General features: G+C 45.2%; 29 protein-coding genes. All 29 read left to right on the top strand.

Annotated elements, in window-relative coordinates; translation table 11 throughout:
- On the top strand, positions 1-298 hold a 298-nt coding region (locus L4B77_RS17365; protein ID WP_486994379.1), incomplete at its 5' end, for an EF-Tu C-terminal domain-related protein.
- Between the two features lie 447 nt (positions 299-745).
- Positions 746-1,057 carry a 30S ribosomal protein S10 gene (gene rpsJ, locus L4B77_RS17360; RefSeq protein WP_004736761.1) on the top strand — a complete coding sequence of 104 codons (312 nt, stop codon included), beginning with the start codon at positions 746-748 and terminating at the stop codon, positions 1,055-1,057.
- A gap of 14 nt (positions 1,058-1,071) precedes the next feature.
- The gene (gene rplC, locus L4B77_RS17355; RefSeq protein ID WP_261838230.1) at positions 1,072-1,701 is read left to right on the top strand and encodes a 50S ribosomal protein L3; all 630 of its coding nucleotides are present in this window, start codon (positions 1,072-1,074) and stop codon (positions 1,699-1,701) included.
- 16 nt (positions 1,702-1,717) lie between these two features.
- Positions 1,718-2,320: a 50S ribosomal protein L4 gene (rplD, locus tag L4B77_RS17350; protein ID WP_261838229.1), complete on the top strand. Its 603-nt coding sequence runs from the start codon at positions 1,718-1,720 to the stop codon at positions 2,318-2,320.
- The gene (gene rplW / locus L4B77_RS17345; RefSeq protein ID WP_004736765.1) at positions 2,317-2,619 is read left to right on the top strand and encodes a 50S ribosomal protein L23; all 303 of its coding nucleotides are present in this window, start codon (positions 2,317-2,319) and stop codon (positions 2,617-2,619) included. The genes rplD and rplW overlap by 4 nt, the downstream gene beginning before the upstream one ends.
- 14 nt (positions 2,620-2,633) lie before the next feature.
- On the top strand, positions 2,634-3,458 hold the full coding sequence (gene rplB / locus L4B77_RS17340; protein ID WP_429751952.1) for a 50S ribosomal protein L2: 825 nt from the start codon (positions 2,634-2,636) through the stop codon (positions 3,456-3,458).
- A gap of 19 nt (positions 3,459-3,477) precedes the next feature.
- Positions 3,478-3,756: a 30S ribosomal protein S19 gene (gene rpsS, locus L4B77_RS17335; protein ID WP_004736729.1), complete on the top strand. Its 279-nt coding sequence runs from the start codon at positions 3,478-3,480 to the stop codon at positions 3,754-3,756.
- 10 nt (positions 3,757-3,766) lie between these two features.
- On the top strand, positions 3,767-4,099 hold the full coding sequence (rplV, locus tag L4B77_RS17330) for a 50S ribosomal protein L22 (RefSeq protein WP_004736732.1): 333 nt from the start codon (positions 3,767-3,769) through the stop codon (positions 4,097-4,099).
- Between the two features lie 18 nt (positions 4,100-4,117).
- Positions 4,118-4,816 carry a 30S ribosomal protein S3 gene (gene rpsC, locus L4B77_RS17325; RefSeq protein ID WP_004736734.1) on the top strand — a complete coding sequence of 233 codons (699 nt, stop codon included), beginning with the start codon at positions 4,118-4,120 and terminating at the stop codon, positions 4,814-4,816.
- 11 nt (positions 4,817-4,827) lie between these two features.
- Positions 4,828-5,238: a 50S ribosomal protein L16 gene (gene rplP / locus L4B77_RS17320; protein WP_004736736.1), complete on the top strand. Its 411-nt coding sequence runs from the start codon at positions 4,828-4,830 to the stop codon at positions 5,236-5,238.
- On the top strand, positions 5,238-5,429 hold the full coding sequence (gene rpmC, locus L4B77_RS17315; RefSeq protein ID WP_005597119.1) for a 50S ribosomal protein L29: 192 nt from the start codon (positions 5,238-5,240) through the stop codon (positions 5,427-5,429). Before rplP ends, rpmC begins: the two co-directional genes overlap by 1 nt.
- Positions 5,429-5,683 (top strand): 30S ribosomal protein S17, encoded by a 255-nt coding sequence (rpsQ, locus tag L4B77_RS17310; protein ID WP_261838228.1) that lies wholly within the window; start codon positions 5,429-5,431, stop codon positions 5,681-5,683. The genes rpmC and rpsQ overlap by 1 nt, the downstream gene beginning before the upstream one ends.
- A 161-nt stretch (positions 5,684-5,844) precedes the next feature.
- Positions 5,845-6,216, top strand: a complete 372-nt coding sequence (rplN, locus tag L4B77_RS17305; protein WP_004736740.1) for a 50S ribosomal protein L14 — start codon at positions 5,845-5,847, stop codon at positions 6,214-6,216.
- 11 nt (positions 6,217-6,227) lie between these two features.
- Positions 6,228-6,545: a 50S ribosomal protein L24 gene (rplX, locus tag L4B77_RS17300; protein ID WP_004738792.1), complete on the top strand. Its 318-nt coding sequence runs from the start codon at positions 6,228-6,230 to the stop codon at positions 6,543-6,545.
- Between the two features lie 24 nt (positions 6,546-6,569).
- A complete protein-coding gene (rplE, locus tag L4B77_RS17295; protein WP_004736744.1) occupies positions 6,570-7,109 on the top strand; it encodes a 50S ribosomal protein L5 in 540 nt (179 codons plus the stop codon).
- 16 nt (positions 7,110-7,125) lie between these two features.
- Positions 7,126-7,431 (top strand): 30S ribosomal protein S14, encoded by a 306-nt coding sequence (gene rpsN, locus L4B77_RS17290; RefSeq protein WP_004738789.1) that lies wholly within the window; start codon positions 7,126-7,128, stop codon positions 7,429-7,431.
- A 29-nt stretch (positions 7,432-7,460) separates the two neighbouring features.
- A complete protein-coding gene (gene rpsH / locus L4B77_RS17285) occupies positions 7,461-7,853 on the top strand; it encodes a 30S ribosomal protein S8 (protein WP_004738788.1) in 393 nt (130 codons plus the stop codon).
- A gap of 10 nt (positions 7,854-7,863) precedes the next feature.
- Complete coding sequence (rplF, locus tag L4B77_RS17280) at positions 7,864-8,397, top strand: 50S ribosomal protein L6 (RefSeq protein ID WP_261838227.1); 534 nt, start codon at positions 7,864-7,866, stop codon at positions 8,395-8,397.
- 9 nt (positions 8,398-8,406) lie between these two features.
- Positions 8,407-8,760 carry a 50S ribosomal protein L18 gene (gene rplR, locus L4B77_RS17275; RefSeq protein ID WP_004738784.1) on the top strand — a complete coding sequence of 118 codons (354 nt, stop codon included), beginning with the start codon at positions 8,407-8,409 and terminating at the stop codon, positions 8,758-8,760.
- A gap of 14 nt (positions 8,761-8,774) precedes the next feature.
- Positions 8,775-9,275, top strand: coding sequence for a 30S ribosomal protein S5 (rpsE, locus tag L4B77_RS17270; RefSeq protein ID WP_004738783.1), 501 nt, complete (start codon positions 8,775-8,777; stop codon positions 9,273-9,275).
- 7 nt (positions 9,276-9,282) lie between these two features.
- Positions 9,283-9,459, top strand: coding sequence for a 50S ribosomal protein L30 (rpmD, locus tag L4B77_RS17265; RefSeq protein ID WP_004736756.1), 177 nt, complete (start codon positions 9,283-9,285; stop codon positions 9,457-9,459).
- A gap of 5 nt (positions 9,460-9,464) precedes the next feature.
- Entirely contained in the window at positions 9,465-9,899 is a 435-nt protein-coding gene (gene rplO, locus L4B77_RS17260) for a 50S ribosomal protein L15 (RefSeq protein ID WP_004736758.1), read from the top strand.
- 20 nt (positions 9,900-9,919) lie between these two features.
- Positions 9,920-11,254 carry a preprotein translocase subunit SecY gene (secY, locus tag L4B77_RS17255; protein WP_261838226.1) on the top strand — a complete coding sequence of 445 codons (1,335 nt, stop codon included), beginning with the start codon at positions 9,920-9,922 and terminating at the stop codon, positions 11,252-11,254.
- Positions 11,255-11,295: 41 nt separating this feature from the next.
- On the top strand, positions 11,296-11,409 hold the full coding sequence (gene rpmJ / locus L4B77_RS17250) for a 50S ribosomal protein L36 (RefSeq protein WP_000868186.1): 114 nt from the start codon (positions 11,296-11,298) through the stop codon (positions 11,407-11,409).
- Positions 11,410-11,557: 148 nt separating this feature from the next.
- Positions 11,558-11,914 (top strand): 30S ribosomal protein S13, encoded by a 357-nt coding sequence (rpsM, locus tag L4B77_RS17245; RefSeq protein WP_261838225.1) that lies wholly within the window; start codon positions 11,558-11,560, stop codon positions 11,912-11,914.
- A gap of 19 nt (positions 11,915-11,933) precedes the next feature.
- The gene (gene rpsK, locus L4B77_RS17240) at positions 11,934-12,323 is read left to right on the top strand and encodes a 30S ribosomal protein S11 (RefSeq protein WP_004738778.1); all 390 of its coding nucleotides are present in this window, start codon (positions 11,934-11,936) and stop codon (positions 12,321-12,323) included.
- A 31-nt stretch (positions 12,324-12,354) separates the two neighbouring features.
- Positions 12,355-12,975, top strand: a complete 621-nt coding sequence (gene rpsD, locus L4B77_RS17235; protein ID WP_017076303.1) for a 30S ribosomal protein S4 — start codon at positions 12,355-12,357, stop codon at positions 12,973-12,975.
- Between the two features lie 22 nt (positions 12,976-12,997).
- A complete protein-coding gene (locus L4B77_RS17230) occupies positions 12,998-13,990 on the top strand; it encodes a DNA-directed RNA polymerase subunit alpha (RefSeq protein ID WP_004729813.1) in 993 nt (330 codons plus the stop codon).
- A 24-nt stretch (positions 13,991-14,014) separates the two neighbouring features.
- Positions 14,015-14,395, top strand: a complete 381-nt coding sequence (gene rplQ / locus L4B77_RS17225; protein WP_004729812.1) for a 50S ribosomal protein L17 — start codon at positions 14,015-14,017, stop codon at positions 14,393-14,395.
- Positions 14,396-14,558 lie beyond the last annotated feature (163 nt).

The following is a 14,558-nucleotide window of genomic DNA, read 5'->3' as shown; positions in this document are numbered from 1 at the left end:
AGGTTCTATCAACCCACACACTAAGTTTGAGTCTGAAGTATACGTACTTTCTAAAGACGAAGGCGGCCGTCACACACCTTTCTTCAAAGGTTACCGTCCACAGTTCTACTTCCGTACAACTGACGTAACAGGCGACATCACTCTACCAGAAGGCGTAGAAATGGTAATGCCAGGTGACAACGTTCAAATGACGGTTGAGCTAATCGCTCCAATCGCAATGGACGAAGGTCTACGTTTCGCAATCCGCGAAGGTGGCCGTACAGTTGGTGCTGGTGTTGTAGCTAAAATCTTTGCTTAAATAGCATTTAGATTTTTGCACACTCTTCATTAGAAGAGCACGCATCTGAAAAGGGAAGCTTCGGCTTCCCTTTTGTTATTTAGAGAGAAACATTCTTTTATCGCGTGATACTCCACATTTCCCCAAGCTCCTTTTTCAATATATTCCGATTATTTTCCTAACACCACTTGCATACTAAAGTGTGATCTGTATAATGCACCGCACTGGCTAACGCCGGTTTGTGAACCAATGAGCACTGAGGAGTAGGTCTTACCTAGTAACGTATACTCAGCTTATGTTCGCGGTTAATAAAAATAGTAAGCTTCGTGCTTACTTCAAAAGTTAACTGACAATGCGTCCTGATTTTGGATGCTACGGTTTCACATAAATCAATCGGCATTCTCTCGTTCTTTCGAGCTTGAGTGGCGATATTGTTTGTGTAATTTTTAATAATTGGAGCTCTGTCTCATGCAGAACCAACGTATTCGTATCCGCCTTAAAGCGTTTGATTACAAGCTAATCGATGCTTCAACTGCGGAAATCGTTGAAACAGCAAAACGTACTGGCGCACAGGTTCGTGGTCCTATTCCACTTCCTACTCGTAAAGAGCGTTTCACTGTTCTTACCTCTCCACACGTCAACAAAGATGCACGTGACCAGTACGAAATTCGTACTCATAAGCGTTTGATCGACATCGTTGAGCCAACAGATAAAACTGTTGATGCTCTAATGCGTCTTGATCTTGCAGCTGGCGTTGATGTTCAAATCAGCCTAGGTTAAGGGAGATAAGAATAATGATTGGTCTAGTCGGACGTAAAGTGGGTATGACCCGCGTATTTACTGAAGAAGGCGTTTCTATCCCAGTAACTGTTGTTGAGGTTGAAGCGAACCGTATTTCTCAAGTTAAAACTCTTGAGACAGACGGCTACGCAGCAATCCAAGTAACTACTGGTGCTAAGAAAGCTAACCGTGTAACTAAACCTGAAGCTGGTCACTTCGCGAAAGCGGGTGTAGAAGCAGGTCGCGGTCTTTGGGAATTCCGTTTAGAAAACGGCGAAGAGTTTGAAGTTGGCGCTGAGCTAAACGTAGAACTTTTCAACGAAATTAAAAAAGTAGACGTTACTGGTACATCTAAAGGTAAAGGCTTCCAAGGCGCTATCAAGCGTTGGAACTTCTCTACTCAAGATATGACTCACGGTAACTCTTTGTCTCACCGCGCACCGGGTTCAATTGGCCAATGTCAAACTCCAGGCCGCGTGTTTAAAGGCAAGAAAATGGCAGGTCACATGGGTGCTGAGCGTGTAACGACTCAAAACCTAGAGATCGTACGTGTTGACGCTGAGCGCAATCTACTCCTTATTAAAGGTGCAGTACCGGGCTCAACAGGCGGAAACGTGATCGTAAAACCGGCTATTAAAGCATAACGTCTAGGAGTAAGTAATGGAATTGATGGTTAAAGGTGCTGATGCACTAACTGTTTCCGAGACTACTTTCGGACGTGACTTCAACGAAGCTCTTGTACACCAAGTAGTTGTTGCATATGCAGCAGGTGCTCGTCAAGGTACTCGTGCTCAAAAGACTCGTTCTGAAGTATCTGGCGGTGGCGCTAAGCCATGGCGTCAAAAAGGTACTGGCCGCGCACGTGCTGGTACAATTCGTAGCCCAATCTGGCGTACAGGTGGTGTTACTTTTGCTGCGAAACCACAAGATCACAGCCAAAAAGTAAACAAAAAAATGTACCGTGGTGCTATGAAGAGCATTCTTTCTGAGCTAGTTCGTCAAGAGCGTTTAATCGTTGTTGATAACTTCTCTGTAGAAGCACCAAAAACAAAAGAACTTGCAGCTAAGCTTAAAGAGCTTGAGCTAAGCGACGTTCTGATTGTGACTGGCGAAGTAGATGAAAATCTATTCTTAGCTGCTCGTAACCTATACAAAGTAGATGCACGTGATGTTGCTGGTATTGATCCAGTGTCACTAATCGCTTTCGACAAGGTTCTAATGACTGCTGACGCAGTTAAGCAAGTTGAGGAGATGCTAGCATGATCACTGAAGAGCGTATCTTAAAAGTTCTACGTGCTCCGCACATCTCTGAAAAAGCAACTATGGCAGCTGAGAAAGCGAACACTATCGTTTTCAAAGTAGCTAAAGATGCAACTAAGAAAGAGATCAAAGCAGCTGTAGAAAAGCTATTTGAAGTTGAAGTTAAGTCTGTAAATACTCTTGTATTAAAGGGTAAGACCAAACGTCAAGGTATGCGTGAAGGCCGTCGTTCAGACGTTAAGAAAGCCTACGTTACTTTGAAAGAAGGTCAAGATCTTGACTTCGTTGGCGGCGCGGAATAACAGGAGTAGTAAAAATGGCTATTGTTAAATGTAAGCCGACTTCCCCTGGTCGTCGTCACGTCGTTAAAGTTGTTAACGCTGACCTACACAAGGGTAAGCCATACGCACCACTTCTAGAGAAAAACTCTAAGAACGGTGGTCGTAACAACAACGGTCGTATTACAGTACGTCACATCGGTGGTGGTCATAAGCAGCATTACCGTGTAATTGACTTCAAACGTACTAAAGATGGCATTCCAGCGAAAGTTGAGCGTCTAGAATACGATCCAAACCGTAGTGCTAACATCGCTCTAGTTCTGTACGCAGACGGTGAGCGTCGTTACATCATTGCACCTAAAGGTGTTAACGCAGGCGACCAGATTCAATCTGGCGTAGATGCTGCAATCAAAGCAGGTAACACTCTGCCGATGCGCAACATCCCAGTAGGTTCTACTGTACACTGTGTTGAACTTAAGCCTGGTAAAGGTGCTCAACTAGCTCGTTCGGCTGGTGCTTATGCTCAAATCATCGCTCGCGATGGTGCATACGTAACTATTCGTCTACGTTCTGGTGAAATGCGCAAAGTACTTTCTGAAGGTCGTGCAACGATCGGTGAAGTTGGTAACTCTGAGCATATGCTACGTGAACTTGGTAAAGCTGGTGCTTCACGCTGGCGCGGCGTACGTCCAACCGTACGTGGTGTAGTAATGAACCCGGTGGATCACCCACATGGTGGTGGTGAAGGCCGCACATCTGGTGGTCGTCACCCAGTATCTCCTTGGGGCGTTCCTACTAAGGGCTTCAAGACTCGTAAGAACAAGCGCACTGACAAGTACATCGTACGTCGTCGCACTAAATAATTTATAAAGAGGAATCGCCATGCCACGTTCTCTCAAGAAAGGTCCTTTTATTGACCTACACTTGCTGAAGAAGGTAGAGAAAGCGGTGGAAAGCGGAGACAAAAAGCCTATTAAGACTTGGTCCCGTCGCTCAATGATCATCCCAACAATGATTGGTTTGACCATCGCTGTCCATAATGGTCGTCAGCACGTTCCAGTTTTCGTTACCGAAGAAATGATCGGTCACAAACTGGGCGAATTTGCACCAACTCGTACTTATCGCGGTCATGCTGCAGATAAGAAAGCTAAGAAGAAATAAGGAGTAGATGATGGAAGCTTTAGCTAAACATAACTTTGCTCGTATTTCTCCACAGAAAGCTCGCTTAGTTGCAGACCAAATTCGCGGTAAGTCGGTAGACCAGGCTCTAGAAATTCTAACTTTCAGCAACAAAAAAGCTGCTGTATTGGTTAAGAAAGTTCTTGAGTCAGCTATCGCTAACGCGGAACATAACGAAGGTGCAGATATCGACGATCTAAATGTCGCTAAAATCTTCGTAGATGAGGGCCCTATCATGAAGCGCATTATGCCTCGTGCTAAAGGTCGTGCGGATCGTATCTTGAAGCGTTCAAGCCACATCACTATTGTTGTAGCAGATCGCTAAAGACTAGGAGAGTAAGCAATGGGTCAGAAAGTACATCCTAATGGTATTCGTCTTGGCATCGTCAAGCCTTGGAATGCTACATGGTTTGCTAATACCAACGAATTCGCTGACAACCTAGACGGCGACTTCAAGGTACGTCAGTTCCTTACCAAGGAACTACAAAAAGCATCATTATCTCGTATCGTTATCGAACGTCCAGCGAAGAGCATCCGTGTGACTATTCACACAGCTCGTCCTGGTGTTGTTATCGGTAAGAAAGGTGAAGACGTAGAGAAGCTACGCGCAGCTGTAGCTAAAATCGCAGGTGTACCAGCGCAAATTAACATCGCTGAAGTACGTAAGCCTGAGCTAGATGGTCAGCTTGTAGCTGATAGCATCGCGTCTCAACTAGAGCGTCGTGTTATGTTCCGTCGTGCAATGAAGCGTGCGGTACAAAATGCTATGCGTCTAGGCGCTAAAGGCATCAAAGTACAAGTAGGCGGCCGTCTTGGCGGTGCTGAAATCGCACGTTCAGAGTGGTACCGTGAAGGCCGTGTGCCTCTACACACTCTACGTGCAGACATTGATTACGCAACTTCTTCGGCTCACACTCAATACGGTGTGATCGGCATTAAAGTTTGGATCTTCAAAGGTGAGATTCTAGGCGGTATGCCAGCTGCTAACGCAGTAGAGCCTAAAGGCGATAAGCCTAAGAAGCAGCGTAAAGGCCGTAAGTAAGGAGTCGAACGATGCTACAACCAAAACGTACTAAGTTCCGCAAGGTTATGACTGGTCGTAACCGTGGTCTAGCTAAAGGTACTGAAGTAAGCTTCGGCGAATTCGGTCTTAAAGCTGTTGGCCGTGGTCGTCTGACTGCACGTCAAATCGAAGCGGCACGTCGTGCTATGACACGTCACATTAAGCGTCAAGGTCAAATCTGGATCCGTGTTTTCCCAGACAAACCGATTACTGAAAAGCCTCTTGAAGTTCGTCAAGGTAAAGGTAAAGGTTCAGTTGCGTACTGGGTTGCTCAAATCCAACCAGGCAAAGTTATGTACGAGATGAACGGCGTACCTGAAGAGTTGGCACGTGAAGCGTTCCGCCTAGCGGCACGTAAACTGCCTGTTAAAACTACTTTTGTAACTAAGCAGGTGATGTGATGAAAGCACAAGATCTACGCGAAAAGAACGTTGAAGAGCTTAACGCTGAGCTATTGACTTTGCTACGTGAACAGTTCAACTTGCGCATGCAAGCTGCAACTGGTCAACTTCAGCAAACTCATACTCTAAAAGCTGTACGCCGTGACATCGCACGTGTGAAAACTGTTTTGACTGAAAAGGCAGGCGCATAATGAGCGAAACTAACCGCATCCAGCAAGGCCGTGTAGTAAGTGACAAGATGGACAAGTCTATCGTTGTTGCTATCGAACGTACTGTAAAACACCCAATTTACGGTAAATACGTTAAACGCACGACTAAAGTACACGCACACGACGAAGACAACACTTGTAGCCTAGGCGACAAAGTTGAAATCGCTGAGTGTCGTCCTCTGTCTAAGACTAAGTCTTGGACATTGGTTAAAGTTCTAGAAAAAGCGAAGATTTAATCTTTGTGATTCTATAACTTATAAACGGCTCCAAATTATTTTTGGAGCCGTTTATTTTTTGTCTACCCAATTTAAAAAAAGGGTGGTACAATTCGCGTCCCTTTTAAAGAGGCAGCCCGACCCGAGAGGGTCTAGTTTTAATATTTAGCGGAGCACTAACAATGATCCAGATGCAAAGTACACTTGACGCAGCAGATAACTCTGGCGCGCGCAAGGTAATGTGTATTAAGGTTCTGGGTGGCTCTCACCGCCGTTATGCACATATCGGTGACGTCATCAAGGTTACAGTGAAGGAAGCGATTCCTCGCGGTAAAGTAAAGAAAGGTGATGTTCTGAAGGCGGTAGTAGTGCGCACCCGTAAAGGCGTTCGTCGCCCAGACGGTTCTGTCATTCGCTTCGACAGTAATGCTTGTGTATTGTTAAATGACACTACTGAGCAACCAGTCGGCACACGTATCTTTGGTCCTGTGACTCGTGAACTTCGTAACGCGAAATTCATGAAGATTGTATCACTAGCACCTGAAGTTCTGTAAGGAGCGGCAACATGGCAGCTAAAATCCGTCGTAATGACGAAGTAATCATTCTTGCTGGTAAAGATAAAGGCAAGAAAGGTAAAGTAACTAAGGTTCTGACAACTGGTAAAGTTATCGTTGAAGGCATCAACCTTGTTAAAAAACACCAAAAGCCGGTTCCGGCTCTAGGTCAACAAGGTGGCATCGTTGAACAAGAAGCAGCTATTGATGCTTCTAACGTTGCTGTTTTTAACGCGGCTACTGGTAAAGCAGACCGTATCGGTTTCCGTATCGAAGATGGTAAGAAAGTTCGTTTCTTCAAATCTAACGGCGAAACTGTTTCTAACTAATTAGAAGTAATTTGGAGTTCTACTATGGCGAAACTGCATGATTACTACAAGTCGTCTGTAGTCGCTGAGCTTACCAAAGAGTTCAGCTACACAAGCGTCATGCAAGTCCCTAGGATTGAGAAAATCACCCTAAACATGGGCGTTGGTGAAGCTATCAACGATAAGAAACTACTAGAAAACGCAGCATCTGATATGGCAACGATCTCTGGTCAAAAGCCACTTATCACTAAAGCGCGTAAATCTGTAGCTGGTTTCAAAATTCGTGAAGGCTACCCAATTGGTTGTAAAGTAACCTTGCGTGGTGAGCGCATGTGGGAATTTTTAGAGCGTTTAATCTCTATCGCACTTCCACGTGTACGTGATTTCCGTGGTGTTAGCGCTAAGTCTTTTGACGGACGCGGTAACTACAGCATGGGCGTTCGCGAGCAAATCATCTTTCCGGAAATCGACTACGATAAAGTCGATCGCGTCCGCGGTCTTGATATCACTATCACGACTTCTGCGGGTTCCGATGAGGAAGGCCGAGCTCTGCTGGCTGCCTTTAACTTCCCATTCCGTAAGTAAGGGTAGGGTTACTGTTATGGCTAAACAATCAATGAAAGCACGTGAAGCTAAACGTGCAAAACTAGTAGCTAAGTTCGCTGAAAAGCGTTCTGCGCTAAAAGTTATCATTAGCGATGTAAACGCATCTGAAGAAGATCGTTGGAATGCGGTTCTTAAACTGCAATCTCTTCCACGTGATTCGAGTGCATCACGTCAGCGCAACCGTTGCAACCAAACTGGTCGTCCACACGGTTACCTACGTAAATTCGGTCTAAGCCGTATTAAGGTTCGCGAAGCTTGCATGAAAGGCGAGATTCCGGGTCTTCGTAAGGCTAGCTGGTAATTGCCACTTAATCATTTGGAGTAAATCTTATGAGCATGCAAGATCCGATTTCGGATATGCTGACCCGCGTTCGCAACGGTCAGGCAGCAAACAAAGTTGCTGTAAAAATGCCTTCTTCAAAGCTTAAAGTTGCAATTGCTGCATTACTTAAAGCTGAAGGTTACATCGTAGACTTCGCTGTTGAAGGCGAAGCAAAACCTGAGCTAGAAGTTACTCTTAAGTACTTCCAAGCTAAACCTGTAATCGAGCAAATCAAGCGCGTATCACGTCCTGGTTTAAGAGTTTATAAAAATAAAGACTCTTTACCTACAGTGATGGGTGGTCTTGGTATTGCAGTTGTTTCTACTTCCAAGGGTCTGATGTCTGACCGTGCTGCTCGCAAAGCAGGTCTTGGCGGTGAAATCATCTGTTACGTAGCTTAAGGAGTAGATTATGTCTCGTGTTGCTAAAGCACCTGTCGCTATTCCAGCTGGCGTAGAGGTGAAACTAAACGGCCAAGAAGTTACTGTAAAAGGTAGCAAAGGTGAGCTTACTCGCGTTCTTAACAGCGCCGTAGTTATTGCACAGGAAGAAAACAACCTAACTTTCGGTCCGAAAGAAGGTGTTGCTAACGCATGGGCACAAGCTGGTACAGCTCGCGCTCTAGTTAATAACATGGTTGTGGGTGTTACTGAGGGCTTCACTAAGAAGCTAACTCTTAAGGGTGTTGGTTACCGTGCTGCTATGAAAGGCAACGCTGTAGGTCTAACTCTTGGTTTTTCTCACCCAGTAGAGCACGCTCTACCTGAAGGTGTTAAAGCTGAGTGCCCTAGCCAAACTGAGATCATTATTACTGGTTGCGATAAGCAAGTAGTAGGTCAAGTTGCGGCTGACATTCGTTCTTACCGTGCTCCTGAACCTTATAAAGGTAAAGGTGTTCGTTACGCAGATGAAAATGTGCGTACTAAAGAAGCTAAGAAGAAGTAAGGTATCACTATGGATAAGAAAGCATCTCGCATCCGTCGTGCTACACGTGCACGTCGTAAGATTGCAGAACTTGGTGCGACTCGCCTGGTAGTACATCGTACTCCTCGCCACGTGTACGCACAAGTTATCGCGGCAAACGGCTCTGAGGTTATCGCAGCTGCTTCTACTGTAGAAAAAGCGATCCGTGAGCAAGTTAAGAACACTGGTAACGTTGATGCAGCTAAAGCAGTTGGTAAAGCTGTTGCTGAGCGCGCTCTTGAAAAAGGCGTAGCTTCGGTTGCATTCGATCGTTCTGGTTTCCAATACCACGGTCGAGTAGCGGCGCTAGCAGAATCTGCTCGCGAAGCTGGTCTGAAATTCTAAGGTAGGGTTGGAAGATGGCTAAAGAACAACAACAAGCTAATGATTTGCAAGAAAAGCTGATCGCAGTTAACCGTGTATCAAAAACGGTTAAAGGTGGTCGAATCATGAGCTTTACTGCACTAACAGTAGTTGGTGACGGTAACGGTCGCGTAGGTTTCGGTTACGGCAAAGCTCGTGAAGTACCTGCAGCGATTCAAAAAGCAATGGAAAAGGCGCGTCGTAACATGGTTACTGTTGCGCTGAACGAAGGCACTCTTCACCACCCGGTGAAAGGTCGTCATTCGGGCTCTAAAGTTTACATGCAGCCAGCTGCAGAAGGTACAGGTGTTATTGCCGGTGGTGCAATGCGTGCTGTACTTGAAGTTGCGGGCGTACATAACGTACTTTCTAAAGCATACGGTTCAACGAACCCGATCAACATCGTTCGTGCAACGATTGGTGCTCTAGTAGACGTTAAGTCACCAGAAATGGTTGCTGCTAAACGTGGTCTAACTGTTGAATCTATTTCGGAGTAAGCACACGATGGCAACTATTAAAGTAACTCAAACTAAAAGCTCAATTGGTCGCCTACCTAAGCACAAAGCGTGTCTTAAAGGTCTAGGTCTTCGTCGCATCAACCATACAGTAGAACTTGAAGATACTCCGTGCGTACGCGGTATGATCAACAAGGTTTACTACATGGTTAAGATTGAGGAGTAATCAGAATGCGTTTGAATACTCTATCACCGGCTGCTGGCTCTAAACCTTCTAAGAAGCGTGTAGGTCGTGGTATCGGTTCTGGCCTTGGTAAAACAGGTGGCCGCGGTCACAAAGGTCAAAAGTCACGTTCTGGCGGCTCTGTTCGTCCAGGTTTTGAAGGCGGTCAAATGCCTCTAAAACAACGTCTACCTAAATTCGGTTTCACTTCTCGTAAGAGCCTAGTGTCTGCTGAAGTTCGTCTAGCTGAGCTAGCGAAAGTAACAGGTGACGTAGTTGATCTTAACAGCCTTAAAGCTGCTAACGTTATCACTAAGAACATCGAGTTTGTTAAGATTGTTCTTTCTGGTGACCTAAGCAAAGCGGTAACTGTTAAAGGTCTACGCGTGACTAAAGGCGCTAAAGCTGCAATCGAAGCTGCAGGCGGTAAAATCGAGGAATAATCTCGAGGAACGAGGTACAGATGGCTAAGAAACCAGGAAAAGATTTTCGTAGTGCTCAGAGCGGCTTAAGTGAACTAAAGTCACGCTTACTATTCGTAATTGGTGCACTTTTAGTATTCCGAGCTGGCTCTTTTGTGCCGATCCCTGGTATTGACGCAGCTGTACTTGCCGATTTGTTCGATCAGCAAAAAGGTACCATCGTTGAAATGTTTAACATGTTCTCCGGTGGTGCCCTTGAGCGTGCATCTATATTAGCATTGGGTATCATGCCGTACATATCGGCATCGATTGTAGTCCAATTGCTAACTGTAGTTCATCCAGCGTTAGCGGAACTCAAGAAAGAGGGTGAAGCAGGCCGTCGTAAGATAAGCCAATATACGCGCTATGGCACGCTTGTACTTGCAATATTCCAAGCTATTGGTATCGCAACAGGCTTACCAAACATGGTCGACAATCTGGTTGTTATCAACCAAACCATGTTTACGCTTATTGCTACCGTGAGTTTAGTAACTGGTACCATGTTTTTAATGTGGTTAGGTGAACAAATCACTGAGCGAGGAATCGGTAATGGTATTTCCATTCTGATTTTTGCAGGTATTGTTGCTGGATTGCCTTCTGCAGTCGGTCAAACAATCGAGCAAGCGCGTCAAGGTGAATTGCATGTGCTTCTTCTGCTGTTGATTGCTGTATTGTCTTTTGCTGTTATTTACTTCGTGGTTTTCATGGAGCGTGGTCAACGTCGTATCGTCGTTAACTATGCGAAACGTCAACAAGGTCGTAAAGTTTTTGCAGCACAAAGCTCTCACTTGCCTCTTAAGATTAATATGGCAGGTGTTATTCCAGCGATTTTTGCATCAAGTATTATTTTGTTCCCAGGAACATTAGCGCAGTGGTTTGGTCAAAATGGTGAAAGCAGCGCGTTCGGTTGGTTAACTGACGTGTCATTAGCTCTTAGCCCAGGTCAACCTTTGTATGTAATGCTTTATGCAGCAGCTATAATCTTCTTCTGTTTCTTCTATACAGCGTTGGTGTTTAACCCACGTGAAACAGCTGATAACTTGAAGAAGTCTGGTGCATTCGTACCCGGTATCCGCCCAGGTGAGCAGACAGCGAGATATATCGATAAAGTGATGACTAGATTAACCCTAGCGGGCGCTCTATACATTACTTTTATATGTCTGATTCCTGAATTCATGATGGTCGCGTGGAACGTACGTTTCTACTTCGGCGGTACTTCACTACTAATCGTAGTGGTTGTTATCATGGATTTTATGGCACAGGTACAGACTCATCTGATGTCACAACAGTATGATTCTGTGTTAAAGAAAGCGAATCTGAAAGGTTACGGCCGTTAATTCGGTAGTAATTATTTCGATTCCATTTACGGAGTTTAGCAATGAAAGTTCGTGCTTCCGTTAAAAAAATCTGCCGTAACTGTAAAGTTATCAAGCGTAACGGTGTCGTTCGCGTGATTTGCAGTGAGCCAAAGCATAAGCAACGCCAAGGCTAATCAGCAGAAATTTTTACTTGAAATACTAGGTAGAGTCGAGTATATTCCTCGGCCTACCTTTTGCGTGCAAAAGAAGTAGTATGCCGCAGCGTATCCATAACGGGCTTTGCTGCGGATAATTCTTTTATGAACCCCTTAGGAGTGAATAATGGCCCGTATAGCCGGCATTAACATTCCTGATCATAAACATTCTGTAATTGCACTTACTGCAATTTACGGTATTGGCAAAACTCGCTCTCAAGCTATTTTAGCTGAAGTGGGTATTGCTGAAGATGTTAAGATCAGTGAACTAACTGAAGAGCAGATCGATCAACTGCGTGATGGTGTAGCTAAATACACTGTAGAAGGTGATCTACGTCGTGAAGTATCGATGAACATCAAGCGTCTTATGGACCTTGGCTGTTACCGCGGTCTTCGTCATCGTCGCAGTCTACCACTACGTGGACAGCGTACTAAAACCAACGCTCGCACCCGTAAGGGTCCGCGCAAGCCGATCAAGAAATAGTCGGATAAGGTAGAGTACAATGGCAAAACAACCAACTCGCGCGCGTAAGCGCGTACGCAAGCAAGTAGCTGATGGCGTAGCGCACATTCATGCTTCTTTCAACAACACAATCGTAACTATCACTGACCGTCAAGGCAACGCTCTTGCATGGGCTACAGCAGGTGGTTCAGGTTTCCGTGGTTCTCGTAAATCTACTCCGTTCGCAGCACAAGTTGCAGCTGAGCGTTGTGGTGAAATGGCTAAAGAATATGGCCTAAAGAACTTGGAAGTTATGGTTAAGGGTCCAGGTCCAGGTCGTGAATCTACTGTTCGCGCACTGAACGCTGCTGGTTTCCGTATCACTAACATTGTTGATGCGACACCAATCCCTCATAACGGTTGTCGTCCACCTAAGAAACGTCGCGTTTAAGTTTCGTTTCTAGGAATATTGGAGAAAGATCATGGCAAGATATTTGGGTCCTAAGCTGAAGCTTAGCCGTCGCGAAGGTACTGACTTATTCCTTAAGTCTGGTGTCCGTGCGATCGATACCAAGTGTAAAATTGATAACGCACCAGGTGTACACGGCGCTCGTCGCGGTCGTCTATCTGAGTATGGCGTTCAGCTTCGTGAGAAGCAAAAAGTTCGTCGTATCTACGGCGTTCTAGAAAAACAATTCCGCAACTACTACAAAGAAGCTGCACGTCTTAAAGGCAACACGGGTGCAAACCTGCTTCAACTTCTTGAAGGTCGTCTTGATAACGTAGTTTACCGTATGGGCTTTGGCGCGACTCGTGCTGAATCTCGTCAACTAGTTAGCCATAAGTCTATTCTAGTTAACGGTAAAGTTGTAAACGTTCCTTCTTTCAAAGTAGCGGCAAACGACGTTGTTTCTATCCGCGAGAAAGCTAAACAGCAATCTCGTATTAAAGCGGCTCTAGAAGTTGCTGAACAACGTGAAAAGCCAACTTGGATTGAAGTAGATGCTAGCAAAATGGAAGGTACATTCAAGCGTATGCCTGAACGTTCTGACTTGTCAGCTGACATCAATGAACACTTGATCGTCGAACTTTACTCTAAGTAAGGTTAAAAAAAGAGAGGACACAATGCAGGGTTCTGTAACAGAATTTCTTAAGCCGCGTCTTGTTGACATTGAACAGATCAATACGACACACGCGAAAGTAACTCTTGAGCCATTAGAGCGCGGTTTCGGCCACACTCTAGGTAATGCTCTTCGCCGCATTCTTCTATCTTCTATGCCGGGTTGTGCCGTAACAGAAGTTGAAATCGAAGGTGTGCTACACGAATACAGCACTAAAGAAGGTGTTCAGGAAGATATCCTAGAAATCCTTCTAAACCTAAAAGGTTTGGCTGTACGCGTTGCAGAGGGCAAAGATGAAGTGTTTATTACACTGAACAAATCAGGCTCAGGCCCTGTTGTTGCAGGTGACATCACCCACGATGGTGATGTAGAGATCGCTAACCCTGAGCACGTAATTTGTCACCTAACGGATGACAATGCTGAGATCGCTATGCGTATCAAAGTAGAACGTGGTCGTGGTTACGTTCCAGCTTCAGCTCGTATCCATACTGAAGAAGATGAGCGTCCAATCGGTCGTCTACTTGTTGACGCTACTTACAGCCCGGTTGATAAAATCGCTTATGCTGTAGAAGCGGCACGTGTAGAACAACGTACTGACTTAGACAAACTTGTTATCGATATGGAAACGAACGGTACTCTAGAACCTGAGGAAGCAATCCGTCGTGCAGCTACTATTCTAGCTGAACAACTGGATGCGTTCGTAGATCTTCGTGATGTACGTGTACCTGAGGAGAAGGAAGAGAAGCCAGAATTCGATCCTATCCTACTACGTCCTGTAGACGATCTTGAACTAACAGTTCGCTCTGCTAACTGTTTGAAAGCAGAAGCGATTCACTACATCGGTGATCTTGTACAGCGCACTGAGGTTGAGCTACTTAAAACGCCAAACCTTGGTAAGAAATCTCTTACAGAGATTAAAGATGTGCTTGCTTCACGTGGTCTTTCTCTAGGTATGCGCCTAGAAAATTGGCCACCAGCGTCAATCGCTGAAGATTAATCGAAAAGTTAGAAGGATTAGGTCATGCGCCATCGTAAAAGTGGTCGTCAACTCAACCGCAACAGCAGTCATCGCAAAGCGATGTTCAGCAACATGGCTAGCTCTCTTGTTCGTCACGAAGTAATTAAAACTACCGTGCCAAAAGCAAAAGAACTACGTCGCGTAATTGAGCCGTTGATTACCCTAGCTAAGACAGACAGTGTTGCTAACCGTCGTCTTGCATTTGCTCGCACTCGTGATAACGAAGTAGTAGCAAAACTATTTAATGAACTAGGCCCGCGTTTTGCGGCTCGCCAAGGTGGTTACACTCGCATTCTTAAATGTGGTTTCCGTACTGGTGATAAAGCTCCAATGGCTTACATTGAGCTTGTAGACCGCCCAGCTGCTGAAGAAGCTGCTGAGTAATCTATACTGGATTATTAATATAAAAAGCCGAGCATTAGCTCGGCTTTTTTGTTTCTGTAGAATAAGAAACAGATAACAGAAATTGCACCATGATGTTTGGCATTTTTTGCTTGTCTTGCCTGCTCCATATTTCAAAAATATCTCATATCTCATATCTCATCTC

Source organism: Vibrio minamisatsumaniensis (assembly GCF_050337445.1).
Classification (GTDB): Bacteria; Pseudomonadota; Gammaproteobacteria; order Enterobacterales; family Vibrionaceae; genus Vibrio; species Vibrio artabrorum.
This window is presented reverse-complemented; position numbering and strand designations above follow the sequence as displayed.

What these genes read in the sequence shown, in the direction of transcription:
- rplR (WP_004738784.1), top strand. Translation starts at nt 8,407, where the DNA reads ATGGATAAGAAAGCATCTCGCATCCGTCGTGCTACACGTGCACGTCGT.
- L4B77_RS17230 (WP_004729813.1), top strand. Translation starts at nt 12,998, where the DNA reads ATGCAGGGTTCTGTAACAGAATTTCTTAAGCCGCGTCTTGTTGACATT.
- rplO (WP_004736758.1), top strand. Translation starts at nt 9,465, where the DNA reads ATGCGTTTGAATACTCTATCACCGGCTGCTGGCTCTAAACCTTCTAAG.
- rplE (WP_004736744.1), top strand. Translation starts at nt 6,570, where the DNA reads ATGGCGAAACTGCATGATTACTACAAGTCGTCTGTAGTCGCTGAGCTT.
- rplD (WP_261838229.1), top strand. Translation starts at nt 1,718, where the DNA reads ATGGAATTGATGGTTAAAGGTGCTGATGCACTAACTGTTTCCGAGACT.
- secY (WP_261838226.1), top strand. Translation starts at nt 9,920, where the DNA reads ATGGCTAAGAAACCAGGAAAAGATTTTCGTAGTGCTCAGAGCGGCTTA.
- rpsK (WP_004738778.1), top strand. Translation starts at nt 11,934, where the DNA reads ATGGCAAAACAACCAACTCGCGCGCGTAAGCGCGTACGCAAGCAAGTA.
- rpsC (WP_004736734.1), top strand. Translation starts at nt 4,118, where the DNA reads ATGGGTCAGAAAGTACATCCTAATGGTATTCGTCTTGGCATCGTCAAG.
- rplQ (WP_004729812.1), top strand. Translation starts at nt 14,015, where the DNA reads ATGCGCCATCGTAAAAGTGGTCGTCAACTCAACCGCAACAGCAGTCAT.
- rplV (WP_004736732.1), top strand. Translation starts at nt 3,767, where the DNA reads ATGGAAGCTTTAGCTAAACATAACTTTGCTCGTATTTCTCCACAGAAA.
- rpsH (WP_004738788.1), top strand. Translation starts at nt 7,461, where the DNA reads ATGAGCATGCAAGATCCGATTTCGGATATGCTGACCCGCGTTCGCAAC.
- rpmJ (WP_000868186.1), top strand. Translation starts at nt 11,296, where the DNA reads ATGAAAGTTCGTGCTTCCGTTAAAAAAATCTGCCGTAACTGTAAAGTT.
- rpsE (WP_004738783.1), top strand. Translation starts at nt 8,775, where the DNA reads ATGGCTAAAGAACAACAACAAGCTAATGATTTGCAAGAAAAGCTGATC.
- rpsD (WP_017076303.1), top strand. Translation starts at nt 12,355, where the DNA reads ATGGCAAGATATTTGGGTCCTAAGCTGAAGCTTAGCCGTCGCGAAGGT.
- rplB (WP_429751952.1), top strand. Translation starts at nt 2,634, where the DNA reads ATGGCTATTGTTAAATGTAAGCCGACTTCCCCTGGTCGTCGTCACGTC.
- rpmD (WP_004736756.1), top strand. Translation starts at nt 9,283, where the DNA reads ATGGCAACTATTAAAGTAACTCAAACTAAAAGCTCAATTGGTCGCCTA.
- rpsM (WP_261838225.1), top strand. Translation starts at nt 11,558, where the DNA reads ATGGCCCGTATAGCCGGCATTAACATTCCTGATCATAAACATTCTGTA.
- rplC (WP_261838230.1), top strand. Translation starts at nt 1,072, where the DNA reads ATGATTGGTCTAGTCGGACGTAAAGTGGGTATGACCCGCGTATTTACT.
- rplF (WP_261838227.1), top strand. Translation starts at nt 7,864, where the DNA reads ATGTCTCGTGTTGCTAAAGCACCTGTCGCTATTCCAGCTGGCGTAGAG.
- rplX (WP_004738792.1), top strand. Translation starts at nt 6,228, where the DNA reads ATGGCAGCTAAAATCCGTCGTAATGACGAAGTAATCATTCTTGCTGGT.
- rpsN (WP_004738789.1), top strand. Translation starts at nt 7,126, where the DNA reads ATGGCTAAACAATCAATGAAAGCACGTGAAGCTAAACGTGCAAAACTA.
- rpsS (WP_004736729.1), top strand. Translation starts at nt 3,478, where the DNA reads ATGCCACGTTCTCTCAAGAAAGGTCCTTTTATTGACCTACACTTGCTG.
- rplW (WP_004736765.1), top strand. Translation starts at nt 2,317, where the DNA reads ATGATCACTGAAGAGCGTATCTTAAAAGTTCTACGTGCTCCGCACATC.
- rpsQ (WP_261838228.1), top strand. Translation starts at nt 5,429, where the DNA reads ATGAGCGAAACTAACCGCATCCAGCAAGGCCGTGTAGTAAGTGACAAG.
- rpmC (WP_005597119.1), top strand. Translation starts at nt 5,238, where the DNA reads ATGAAAGCACAAGATCTACGCGAAAAGAACGTTGAAGAGCTTAACGCT.
- rplN (WP_004736740.1), top strand. Translation starts at nt 5,845, where the DNA reads ATGATCCAGATGCAAAGTACACTTGACGCAGCAGATAACTCTGGCGCG.
- rpsJ (WP_004736761.1), top strand. Translation starts at nt 746, where the DNA reads ATGCAGAACCAACGTATTCGTATCCGCCTTAAAGCGTTTGATTACAAG.
- rplP (WP_004736736.1), top strand. Translation starts at nt 4,828, where the DNA reads ATGCTACAACCAAAACGTACTAAGTTCCGCAAGGTTATGACTGGTCGT.